The sequence below is a fragment of the Escherichia sp. F1 genome, assembly GCF_046764225.1.
Classification (GTDB): domain Bacteria; phylum Pseudomonadota; class Gammaproteobacteria; order Enterobacterales; family Enterobacteriaceae; genus Escherichia; species Escherichia coli.
The window spans coordinates 1,788,959-1,799,875 of sequence record NZ_CP177202.1 but is presented as its reverse complement, the minus strand read 5'-3'; the positions used below and the strand labels follow the sequence as shown (position 1 = coordinate 1,799,875).

The 10,917-nt window shown below is 52.4% G+C and carries 11 protein-coding genes; 3 read left to right on the top strand and 8 right to left on the bottom strand.

Annotation, left to right across the window (positions count from 1 at the left end; genetic code table 11):
* Positions 1 to 26 precede the first annotated feature (26 nt).
* Entirely contained in the window at positions 27 to 488 is a 462-nt protein-coding gene (locus tag ACK8NJ_RS08675; RefSeq protein WP_001295429.1) for a YehR family lipoprotein, read from the top strand.
* A gap of 41 nt (positions 489 to 529) precedes the next feature.
* Here the strand turns inward: ACK8NJ_RS08675 and ACK8NJ_RS08670 are convergent, their stop codons facing one another.
* Genes ACK8NJ_RS08670 through btsS form a run of 3 tightly spaced genes read right to left on the bottom strand, consistent with a single transcriptional unit; the run spans position 530 to position 3,448 of the window.
* Positions 530 to 1,000: a DUF1456 family protein gene (locus ACK8NJ_RS08670; protein ID WP_001295430.1), complete on the bottom strand. Its 471-nt coding sequence runs from the start codon at positions 998 to 1,000 to the stop codon at positions 530 to 532.
* A gap of 46 nt (positions 1,001 to 1,046) precedes the next feature.
* Positions 1,047 to 1,766, bottom strand: a complete 720-nt coding sequence (gene btsR / locus ACK8NJ_RS08665) for a two-component system response regulator BtsR (protein ID WP_001308766.1) — start codon at positions 1,764 to 1,766, stop codon at positions 1,047 to 1,049.
* A complete protein-coding gene (gene btsS / locus ACK8NJ_RS08660) occupies positions 1,763 to 3,448 on the bottom strand; it encodes a two-component regulatory system sensor histidine kinase BtsS (protein WP_001309587.1) in 1,686 nt (561 codons plus the stop codon). Before btsS ends, btsR begins: the two co-directional genes overlap by 4 nt.
* Before the next feature lie 221 nt (positions 3,449 to 3,669).
* On the opposite strand from btsS, the gene mlrA reads away from it, so the two are divergent.
* Together mlrA and ACK8NJ_RS08650 are read left to right on the top strand one after the other, a co-directional pair.
* Positions 3,670 to 4,401, top strand: coding sequence for an HTH-type transcriptional regulator MlrA (mlrA, locus tag ACK8NJ_RS08655; protein ID WP_001240398.1), 732 nt, complete (start codon positions 3,670 to 3,672; stop codon positions 4,399 to 4,401).
* A gap of 59 nt (positions 4,402 to 4,460) precedes the next feature.
* Positions 4,461 to 4,568 (top strand): protein YohO, encoded by a 108-nt coding sequence (locus ACK8NJ_RS08650; RefSeq protein ID WP_001216963.1) that lies wholly within the window; start codon positions 4,461 to 4,463, stop codon positions 4,566 to 4,568.
* On the opposite strand, the gene yehW is transcribed toward ACK8NJ_RS08650, so the two are convergent.
* The 5 genes from yehW to bglX all read right to left on the bottom strand — a co-directional run bounded on the left by yehW (position 4,549) and on the right by bglX (position 10,731).
* Complete coding sequence (yehW, locus tag ACK8NJ_RS08645) at positions 4,549 to 5,280, bottom strand: glycine betaine ABC transporter permease YehW (RefSeq protein ID WP_000783144.1); 732 nt, start codon at positions 5,278 to 5,280, stop codon at positions 4,549 to 4,551. The genes ACK8NJ_RS08650 and yehW overlap by 20 nt on opposite strands.
* Positions 5,281 to 5,284: 4 nt before the next feature.
* Positions 5,285 to 6,211 carry a glycine betaine ABC transporter ATP binding protein YehX gene (gene yehX, locus ACK8NJ_RS08640; protein WP_000569343.1) on the bottom strand — a complete coding sequence of 309 codons (927 nt, stop codon included), beginning with the start codon at positions 6,209 to 6,211 and terminating at the stop codon, positions 5,285 to 5,287.
* A complete protein-coding gene (gene yehY / locus ACK8NJ_RS08635; protein WP_411962350.1) occupies positions 6,204 to 7,361 on the bottom strand; it encodes a glycine betaine ABC transporter permease YehY in 1,158 nt (385 codons plus the stop codon). The genes yehX and yehY overlap by 8 nt, the downstream gene beginning before the upstream one ends.
* A gap of 6 nt (positions 7,362 to 7,367) precedes the next feature.
* The gene (osmF, locus tag ACK8NJ_RS08630) at positions 7,368 to 8,285 is read right to left on the bottom strand and encodes a glycine betaine ABC transporter substrate-binding protein OsmF (RefSeq protein WP_001578647.1); all 918 of its coding nucleotides are present in this window, start codon (positions 8,283 to 8,285) and stop codon (positions 7,368 to 7,370) included.
* 148 nt (positions 8,286 to 8,433) lie between these two features.
* Complete coding sequence (gene bglX / locus ACK8NJ_RS08625; protein WP_000871482.1) at positions 8,434 to 10,731, bottom strand: beta-glucosidase BglX; 2,298 nt, start codon at positions 10,729 to 10,731, stop codon at positions 8,434 to 8,436.
* Positions 10,732 to 10,917 lie beyond the last annotated feature (186 nt).

Sequence of the window (10,917 nt, the reverse complement as noted above, 5' to 3'; positions counted from 1 at the left end):
CTTGATTAAATAAAATGGAGTTTTACATGAAGGCTTTCAATAAGCTGTTTTCCCTCGTTGTTGCATCTGTTCTGGTTTTCTCTCTTGCTGGCTGCGGTGACAAAGAAGAATCGAAAAAATTCAGCGCCAATCTGAACGGTACTGAAATTGCCATTACCTATGTCTACAAAGGTGACAAGGTGCTTAAGCAATCTTCTGAAACCAAAATTCAATTTGCCTCCATTGGTGCAACCACCAAAGAAGATGCTGCCAAGACACTTGAGCCGTTAAGCGCCAAATACAAAAACATCGCGGGTGTTGAAGAAAAATTAACCTATACCGATACCTACGCGCAGGAAAACGTGACTATCGATATGGAAAAAGTGGATTTCAAAGCCCTGCAGGGTATTTCAGGAATCAACGTTTCTGCTGAAGATGCCAAAAAAGGTATCACTATGGCGCAAATGGAACTGGTGATGAAAGCCGCTGGTTTTAAAGAAGTGAAATAATCTGTCGGCGGCCATGTTTTTGCATGGCCGCCATACCCGTCTTAGCTTTTCTTCACATGCTGGCGCGCTGCCAGTCCACGCAGAAAATAACGTAAAAATTGATCGCCGCATTCGCGGAAGTTTTTATGATCCGGTGCACGCATCATCGCCGTAATTTCCGGCATCGAAACGCGGAACTGCTGTTCGGTAAGGATTGCCAGAATGTCATCGGTTTTCAGCGAAAACGCGATGCGTAATTTTTTCAGCACGATGTTGTTATTAATGCGACGTTCCGGCTCCAGTGCCGGAGCAGACTCATCCTTGCCGCGTTTTTCATAAATCAGGCCATTGAGGAAGGAAGACAAAACAATGTCCGGACAACGCTGAAAACCCTCTTCGTCTTCTTTACGTAGCCAGACGGCGATCTGTTCCGCGGTGGCTTCGACATTACCCAGCGCCAGAATACGCACCAGGTCATTATTATTGGCTTTCAAAATGTAGCGCACGCTGCGCAGAATATCGTTACTTAGCATGAGGCCTTCAGGTGTTGATGAGGCAAAAAGCCATTTTAGCAGTCTTTTACAGGCCAATCGCCTCTTTTAAGCTTTTCAGATAACGACGGCTGACCGGCACGGTTAAGCCATTACGCAAAATCAACTCGGCCTGGCCGTTATCTTCCAGACGAATCTCCTGTAAATGCGCGAGGTTAACCAGATACTGACGATGGCAGCGTAGTAGTGGTGTACGACTCTCCAGGGTACGTAATGTCAGTTCGGTAAAGCCCTCTTTCCCTTCGTGACTGGTAACGTAGACACCGCTCATCCGACTGCTGACAAATGCCACATCTTTCATTTGCAGCAAATAAATCCGACTATGCCCCGTACAAGGGATAAATTTCAGCGCCTGTTGATTTTCCGGTAACAGCGAAACATCCTGCTTGCTGCGCTCCAGACGCAATCGCGCCAGCGTTTTCTCCAGTCGCGCTTCATCAATTGGCTTCAGCAGATAATCAAAGGCATGTTCTTCAAAGGCTTTAATGGCGTATTCATCAAACGCGGTGAGAAAAACAATATACGGACGATGTTCCGGGTCGAGCATTCCCACCATTTCCAGACCACTGATGCGCGGCATCTGGATATCAAGAAACAGCACATCCGGGCGCAGTTTATGCACCGCGCCGATCCCTTCCACGGCGTTTGAACACTCACCAACGATTTCAATATCGCTCTGCTCCTGCAAAAATACGCGCAGGTTCTCCCGTGCAAGCGGTTCATCATCGACAATTAAGACTTTAATCATGCCTCGTCCCTCCATGGTAGTCGTAACGTTATTCGGGTGTAACAATCAGGCTCACAGGCGACGCTTATCCCATAGTCATCGCCAAACCGTTCACGTAAACGCTTATCCACCAGATTCATCCCCAGCCCACTGGCATTGGTTACCGGTTGATACAAACCGGCATTGTCTTCGATCTCCAGCATCAAATGTTGCCCCTCACGTCGGGCGCTGATCGCCACTCGCCCTGTATCCAGCAGTTGTGATGTCCCATGTTTAATGGCGTTTTCCACTATCGGTTGCAGGGTAAACGCGGGCAATTGCTGCTGGGATAATTCTTGCGGAATAGCAATATTGACCTGCAACCGCGACTGGAAGCGCGCCTTTTCAATTTGCAGATAAGCGTTCACATGTTCAATTTCGTCGGCGAGAGTAACAAACTCCGAAGGCCGCTTTAAGTTTTTGCGGAAAAAAGTGGAAAGATACTGCACCAGCTGGCTGGCCTGTTCGCTGTCGCGACGGATCACCGCTTTAATGGTGTTAAGCGCATTAAACAAAAAATGGGGATTCACCTGGGCGTGAAGCAGTTTGATCTCTGACTGGGTGAGCATCGCTTTTTGCCGCTCATATTGCCCGGCGAGGATCTGCGCCGAAAGCAGTTGCGCAATCCCCTCACCCAACGTGCGGTTGATTGAACTGAATAAACGGTTTTTGGCTTCATACAATTTGATGGTGCCCATCACCCGCTGATTTTCGCCACGCAACGGAATTACCAGCGTCGACCCCAGTTTGCATTGCGGATGCAAAGAGCAACGATAAGGTACTTCGTTGCCATCAGCGTAGACCACTTCACCGGTTTCAATCGCTTTTAAGGTGTAAGTCGAAGAAATCGGTTTGCCGGGTAAATGGTGATCGTCACCAATTCCGGTAAAGGCCAGCAATTTCTCTCGATCGGTAATCGCGACTGCACCAATATCCAGCTCCTGATACAGCACCTGTGCCACTTTCATGCTGTTCACTTCGTTAAACCCCTGGCGCAAAATGCCTTCCGTCGAGGCCGCCACTTTTAGCGCAGTGGCAGAAAAAGCTGAAGTGTATTTTTCAAACATCGCGCGTTTATCGAGCAATATACGCATAAACAGCGCCGCGCCGACGGTATTGGTAACCATCATTGGTGCAGCAATATTACTCACCAGACGCACCGCATCTTCATAAGGTCGGGCGATTGCCAGGATGATCAGCATTTGCACCATTTCAGCGACGAACGTGACGGCACCGGCGGTAATGGGGTTAAAGACTTTATCAGTGCGCCCGCGACGGATCAGGATGCTGTGTACCAGGCCGCCGAGCAATCCTTCAACGATGGTCGAGATCATGCAACTTAGCGCGGTCATGCCCCCCATCGAATATCGATGTAACCCGCCGGTCAGACCAACCAGCCCACCGACGACCGGACCGCCGAGTAAGCCGCCCATTACCGCGCCTATCGCACGGGTATTGGCAATAGAATCGTCAATGTGCAACCCAAACCAGGTGCCCATGATGCAGAAGATGGAAAAGACGATGTAGCAGAGAAATTTATGCGGCAGACGAACCGTGACCTGCATTAACGGTATGAATAATGGCGTTTTACTCATTAACCACGCAATGACTAAAAAAACGCACATCTGCTGAAGCAGCAGCAACACCAGATTAAAATCGTACATACCCGCAAACCACACTTCCCTTTAAAACGCGTAACATACATTGCCTGCGTTTAACTTTCTTTGAACTCTTGCAGAAAAATGAGAATTCGTGAGTACGATCACTCAAAATCGCCTGGCAAAAATAAAATCACCCTATAGATGCACAAAAAACGGGCAAAACTACCTGGTTCGCAAAACTGCGTCTAAAGTTAAACCGGGACCTCGCGAGCAAGGGTGAGACGATGGCGCTTTACACAATTGGTGAAGTGGCGTTGCTTTGTGATATTAACCCTGTCACGTTACGCGCGTGGCAGAGGCGTTACGGATTGCTGAAACCGCAACGGACAGACGGCGGTCATCGGCTGTTCAACGATGCCGATATTGACCGGATCCGCGAGATCAAACGCTGGATCGACAACGGCGTGCAGGTCAGCAAAGTAAAAATGCTGCTCAGTAATGAAAATGTTGATGTGCAGAACGGCTGGCGCGATCAGCAAGAAACATTACTGACTTACCTGCAAAGCGGCAATCTGCATAGCCTGCGAACGTGGATCAAAGAGCGCGGTCAGGATTACCCCGCCCAGACACTCACCACGCATCTGTTTATTCCTCTGCGCCGACGACTTCAGTGCCAACAACCGACTCTCCAGGCGCTGCTGGCGATCCTCGACGGCGTACTGATCAACTACATCGCCATTTGCCTGGCTTCGGCACGTAAAAAACAGGGTAAAGATGCGCTGGTGGTTGGCTGGAATATTCACGATACCACCCGTCTGTGGCTGGAGGGCTGGATTGCCAGTCAACAAGGGTGGCGCATTGATGTCCTCGCCCACTCGCTCAATCAACTACGCCCTGAACTGTTCGAAGGCCGTACATTGCTGGTGTGGTGCGGTGAAAATCGAACCTCCGCCCAACAGCAGCAACTCACCAGTTGGCAGGAACAAGGCCATGATATTTTCCCACTCGGCATTTAATGATTCGTTAACAAATGCGCTTTACTGTACAATCCTTTCGTTAACATAAGGAGTGCATTATGCGCATAGCTAAAATTGGGGTCATCGCCCTGTTCCTGTTTATGGCGTTAGGCGGAATTGGTGGCGTCATGCTCGCAGGTTATACCTTTATTTTGCGTGCTGGCTAAGCGCCTGCACCAGCCTTTCAAACAGGCGGTCTGCAATGATCGCCGCCAGTGCCACCAGTAACGCCCCCTGGATCACATACGCGGTATTAAATCCGCTAAGCCCGATGATGATCGGCGTACCCAGCGTGCTGGCCCCTACCGTTGAGGCAATCGTCGCCGTACCAATGTTGATAATCACCGAAGTTCGCACGCCCGCCAGAATCACCGGAGCCGCCAGCGGTAGCTCGACCTTACGCAGTCGCTGACCACGGCTCATTCCCATACCTTTCGCAACTTCTGTCACGCTGGCATCAATCGCTCCCAGCCCGGCAAGTGTCGCCTGCAGGACGGGCAGCACGCCGTAAAGGATCAAGGCGATAATCGCGGGTTGCAGACCAAAGCCGATCACCGGAACGGCAATCGCCAGCACCGCAACGGGCGGAAAAGTCTGCCCAACGGCGGCAATAGTTTCCACCAGTGGGCGAAATTCCGCGCCCCACGGGCGAGTAACAATAATCCCGGCACCAGTACCAATGATCACCGCAAACAAACTCGAAATTCCCACCAGCCAGAAATGAGCCAGTGCCAGAGCTGCAAAGCTTTCCTGCTGATAAACGGGTCGTGGCAGTTGTGGGAACAAGGCAGCAAACAGCGGCTGGCTGTAAGGCAGCCAGAAAAGCAGTGCCACAAACAAAGCAATGAGCCAGAACAGCGGATCGCGCAACATCTTCATACGCTTACGCCTCCACCAGCAGATCCTGAAAATGCAGCGTGCCGCAAGGCTGGCCCTGCGTGTTCACCACCGGCAGCACCTCGCATCCCCGCGCGACAAACAGGGAGAGCGCATCGCGTAGCGTCATCTCTTCTGCCAGTGCCTCACCTTCTGCCCGTTCTTCGCGACGCACGTAATCCGCCACACTACGTAACGAAAGCAGGCGGACACCCAGTTCACTATGCCCAAAAAACTGGCGGACAAAATCATTCGCCGGACGAGTCAGCATCGTCAGCGGATTGCCCTGCTGCACCACTTCACCGTGATCCATCAATACCAGATGTTCTGCCAGCCGTAGCGCCTCATCAATATCATGAGTGACCAGCACAATAGTGCGCCCCAGCAAACGGTGAATGCGCGTCATCTCTTGTTGCAACGCGCCGCGCGTTACCGGGTCCAGTGCGCCAAAAGGTTCATCCATCAGTAAGACTTGCGGATCGGCAGCCAGTGCGCGCGCCACTCCCACACGTTGCTGCTGACCGCCAGAAAGCTGATGCGGATAACGCTCACGCAAATTTGGCTCCAGCCCCAGTAGCGCCATTAATTCGTCGATACGATCGTCAATCCGCGCCCGTGACCATTTTTGTAATTGCGGCACGGTGGCAATATTTTGCGCCACGCTCCAGTGGGGAAACAGGCCAATAGATTGAATGGCATAGCCCATCCGGCGGCGCAACTCCAGCACTGGCAGCGAGCGAATTTCTTCTCCGGCAAAACGGATCACGCCGCTGTCATGCTCCACCAGGCGGTTAATCATTTTCAGGGTGGTGGATTTGCCGGAGCCAGAAGTGCCAATCAGCACCGAAAAACTCCCTTCCTGAAAATTGAGATTGAGATCGTTAACGGCTTTTTGTGCGCCGAACAGTTTGCTGACATGGCTAAATTCAATCATTACGTTTCACCTTCAGCAGTGCGATAAGCAAATCGAACAGCGCGTCGGTAAGCACCGCCAGAACAATTACCGGGATCACCCCTAGCAACACTAAATCAATGGCACTGCTTAGCAGCCCCTGGAAAACCAGCGCACCAAAACCGCCTGCGCCGATTAACGCCGCAATCACCGCCATGCCGACGGTTTGCACCATCACCACCCGCAGGCTACGCAGAAATACCGGTAACGCCAGTGGTAACTGAACATGCAGGAATCGCTGCGCCCCGCTCATGCCCATCGCTCTGGCGCTCTCCAGCACATCGCGCGGGATCTGGTTCAAGCCGACTACCACGCCGCGCACCAGCGGCAGCAAGGCATAGAGCACCAGCGCAATCAGTGCGGGTGTCATTCCGGTTCCTGCTATGCCGAGCTTACCCAGCCACGGAAAGGCCGTAACCAGTGCGGCAAGCGGCGCAATCAACAGGCCAAAGAGCGCCACCGAAGGCACGGTCTGAATGACATTCAGCAGAGAAAAAATCGCCCCCTGCCGCGCAGTGGAAAAGTAGCACCAGACGCCCAGCGGCACACCAATCACTAACGCAGGCAGCACCGCACCAAACAGCAACGTCAGATGTTGCGCCAGCGCGTCATCAAACACATCCTGACGGTTGGCGTATTCTTTCATTAGCGAGAGATCGTTAAGCGCGCCGGAATACAGCAACCACAGCGGAATGATGGCAATCTGCATATGCAACAACCAGCGCCACAGCGGATGCGTGGAGATTCGTCGGATGGCATCGCTACAGGCAAGCAATGCCAGCGCCGCAGCCAGCCAGAAACCACTGCCGAGGCTGGTACGCGCCAGCGCACTGCCATTTTGCGCCAGTTGTGTCGCAGCCTTTCCAGCTCCCCACACCAGCAATACGAAGACAAATTGCGCCAGAATGAGTGCACAAATGCTGCCTTTTTTAGCGGGAATAAAACAGGCGATCAGCCAGGCGCAACCAACGCCCACCAGCATCCAGATCGTTTGCGGCCACAGCTGCCAGAGATGACGCCCCTCACCCGAAACTAAACGATTAGGCGCGTAACTGATAAACGGCAGCGCCGCTGCGATTGCCGTCAGCAACAGCAGCAGCGCCAGAACAGGATTAATACGTAGATAAGTCACGGGAAATTACTTCGTCCACCCTTTTTGTTTCAGGTAGTCGGCAGCCACTTTTTTGGCATCCAGTCCTTCCACAGCAATGCTGGCATTCAGTTGCTGCAATGTTTTTTCATCGAGGCTGGCGAAGACTGGCTGTAGCCACTGTGCCATTTGCGGATACTCCTTCAACACCGATTCACGCACCACTGGTGCAGGCGCGTAGATAGGTTGCACGCCTTGCGGATCGCTTAAGGTTTGCAGCCCCAGCGCCGCGACCGGACCGTCGGTACCGTAAGCCATTGCGGCATTAACGCCAGAGGTTTGCTGAGCAGCGGCTTTGATCGTCACTGCCGTATCGCCACCAGCCAGTGACAGCAACTGATCCTGACCGAGCTTAAAGCCATAGGCTTTTTCAAAAGCGGGTAAGGCATCGGCGCGTTCGATAAACTCTGCTGAGGCCGCCAGTTTAAAGGTGCCACCGTCTTTCAGATAACGACTCAGGTCAGCAAGCGAAGTGAGTTTGTTTTTCTCTGCCACATCCTGACGCACGGCGATGGTCCAGGTGTTATTTGCAGGCGCAGGCGTCAGCCAGATTAACTTGTTTTGCTCTGCATCGAGCTTTTTGACTTTCTCGTAGCCTTGCCCGGCATTTTTCCACGCAGCATCGTTTTCATCTTTAAAGAAGAACGCCCCATTGCCGGTATATTCCGGATAGATATCCAGTTCACCGGAAGTGATCGCCCCGCGCACCACAGGAGTCGTTCCAAGTTGCACTTTATTGACCGTTGGTACGCCGTGGCTTTCCAGCACTTGCAAAATAATGTTGCCGAGCAGCGCGCCTTCGGTATCGATTTTTGAACCAACCTTAACGGGGGAAGCCGCCTGTAGCGGCAGGCTCACGGCTGCCAACAAAACCAATGAACCTGCCCAGAGCTTTGAGAGTGGCATGATGCTTTCCTCATTCTTTTACTGTTGTTTTCAGCGAATTAAGAGAAAAGCATAGTTGATAATGACAGGGTTAGCCTGTCTGGGCGGATTCAGTTGCAGAATCAGATAAATACTTAAAGGGCGCAAACGTCGCGCCCTTACTAAAGCATTACAGCAACTCAAACTCGCCTTTCTTAACGCGTGCGGAATCAGTGCCGATAAAGACATTGAACTTGCCAGGCTCGGCGTCATATTTCATCTGTTGATTCCAGAACTTCAGCGCCTCGATATCAATCGGGAAGCTGACGGTCTGAGTTTCGCCCGGTTTCAGGGTGATTTTCTCAAAGCCTTTCAGCTGCTTCACCGGACGACTCATGGAAGCCGTCACATCCTGCAAGTACATCTGCACTACCGTCGCCCCTTCGCGCTTACCGGTGTTCGTCACCTGCACACTGGCGGTCACTTTGCCGTCACGCTTCATGGTCGGCGCGGAAAGTTTCACATCAGAGACGGTGAAAGTGGTGTAGCTCAGACCATAGCCGAACGGATACAGCGCCCCGTTAGCTTCATCAAAATAACGCGAAGTGTATTTGTTCGGCTTGTCGGCATTATACGGACGCCCGGTGTTCAGATGGCTGTAGTACACCGGGATCTGCCCGACAGAACGCGGGAAGGACATTGGCAGCTTGCCGGACGGGTTGTAATCGCCAAACAATACATCGGCAATTGCATTACCGCCTTCAGTCCCCGCAAACCAGGTTTCCAGAATCGCATCAGCCTGCTGATCTTCTTTCACCAGCGCCAGCGGACGCCCGTTCATCAGCACCAGCACCAGCGGTTTACCGGTGGCTTTCAGCGCCGCAATCAAGTCACGTTGGCTTTGCGGAATAGTGATATCGGTACGGCTGGAGGCCTCGTGCGCCATCCCCTGTGCTTCACCGACCACAGCCACCACCACATCAGATTGTTTCGCGGTCTGCACCGCTTCATCAATCATCTCTTGCGGCGAACGCGGATCGACTTTGACCGCTTCTTCATACTGATTCAGGAAATCGATAATGCCTTTGTCACTGGTAACGTTCGCCCCTTTGGCATACAGCACTTTACCGTTTTCACCGACGGCATTTTTAATCCCGGTCAGTACGGTCACGGATTGATCGGCAACACCGGCTGCGGACCAGCTGCCCATCACGTCACGTTTACTGTCCGCCAGTGGCCCAACCACCGCAATGGTGGCCGATTTTTTCAGCGGTAACGTTTCGAGACGGTTTTTCAGTAACACCAGGCTTTCACGCGCCACTTCACGCGCTTCTTTACGGTGCAGGCGGCTTTCGGCATTGGTATCCACTGGGTCAGACTCTTTCGGCCCCAAATGGCTGTATGGATCGTTAAACAACCCCATATCATATTTAACGTTCAGTACATGACGGGCAGCGTCATCCAGCTCTGCCATGGTCACTTTGCCAGACTTGATCAACCCAGGCAGATACTTCGAGTAGTACTCGTCGCTCATGCTCATGTTGATGCCGGATTTCAGCGCCACGCGCACCGCATCTTCCGGGTCTGCCGCCGTGCCATGTTTAATCAGCTCTTTGATTGCGCCGTGATCGGAAACGGTGATGCCTTTAAAGCCCCACTGGTCGCGCAGAACATCTTTCAGCAGCCAGGAGTCGGAGGTGGCTGGCGTACCGTTCAGCGAGTTCAGCGCCACCATCACCGCGCCGCTGCCTGCGTCCAGCCCCGCTTTGTACGGCGGCATATAATCATTAAACAGGCGCTGCGGACTCATATCGACGGTGTTGTACTCTTTACCGCCTTCTACCGCGCCGTAAGCGGCAAAGTGTTTGACGCTGGTCATCACCGAGTAGCGATCTGCCGGACTTTTACCCTGCATCGCTTCCACCATGGTTTTACCCATTATTGAGGTGAGATACGTATCTTCGCCAAAACCTTCGGAAGCACGTCCCCAGCGCGGATCGCGCGAGACATCGACCATTGGTGCCCAGGTCATATTCAGGCCATCATCTGCCGCTTCATAAGCAGAGACACGTCCGACCGTTTTCACCGCATCGAGGTTAAAAGACGAGGCCAGACCGAGGCTAATCGGGAACACCGTGCGCTGACCGTGCAGCACGTCGTAAGCAAAGAAAAGAGGAATTTTCAGGCGGCTTAATTCCATCACCTGATCCTGCATGGCGCGGATATCCTGACGGGTTACGGTGTTGAAAATCGCCCCAACCTGCCCGTCTTTGATCATCTCGCGGATCGCCTCTTTCGGATTATCCGGGCCGACGCTGATTAAGCGCAGCTGACCAATTTTCTCATCAACTGTCATTTTCTTAAGCAGTTCGGTGACGAACGCATCCCGCGCTTCAGGCGTTAAGGGATGGTTACCGAATAAATCATCCGCCAGTGCTGGCTGCAGGGCCAGACTCACCGCGATTCCTACTGAACATAGCCATTTCATATGGATTTTTCTTCCTCTGTTGCCCGACGAGGCAGCGAAAATGGTGCAAAAACCGTAGTTTGCCATAAGCATGATAGAGAGAGAAAAAGAATGCTCAGTTTATTGTCTGAATTTTCAAAATATTCACTCGCTGAATTGTCATACAAGGCGCTATTCTAGTTTGTGATATTTTTTCGCCACCACAAG

Coding starts and splice junctions, on each gene's coding strand:
- ACK8NJ_RS08675 (WP_001295429.1), top strand. CDS start 27: ATGAAGGCTTTCAATAAGCTGTTTTCCCTCGTTGTTGCATCTGTTCTG.
- ACK8NJ_RS08670 (WP_001295430.1), bottom strand. CDS start 1,000: ATGCTAAGTAACGATATTCTGCGCAGCGTGCGCTACATTTTGAAAGCC.
- btsR (WP_001308766.1), bottom strand. CDS start 1,766: ATGATTAAAGTCTTAATTGTCGATGATGAACCGCTTGCACGGGAGAAC.
- btsS (WP_001309587.1), bottom strand. CDS start 3,448: ATGTACGATTTTAATCTGGTGTTGCTGCTGCTTCAGCAGATGTGCGTT.
- mlrA (WP_001240398.1), top strand. CDS start 3,670: ATGGCGCTTTACACAATTGGTGAAGTGGCGTTGCTTTGTGATATTAAC.
- ACK8NJ_RS08650 (WP_001216963.1), top strand. CDS start 4,461: ATGCGCATAGCTAAAATTGGGGTCATCGCCCTGTTCCTGTTTATGGCG.
- yehW (WP_000783144.1), bottom strand. CDS start 5,280: ATGAAGATGTTGCGCGATCCGCTGTTCTGGCTCATTGCTTTGTTTGTG.
- yehX (WP_000569343.1), bottom strand. CDS start 6,211: ATGATTGAATTTAGCCATGTCAGCAAACTGTTCGGCGCACAAAAAGCC.
- osmF (WP_001578647.1), bottom strand. CDS start 8,285: ATGCCACTCTCAAAGCTCTGGGCAGGTTCATTGGTTTTGTTGGCAGCC.
- bglX (WP_000871482.1), bottom strand. CDS start 10,731: ATGAAATGGCTATGTTCAGTAGGAATCGCGGTGAGTCTGGCCCTGCAG.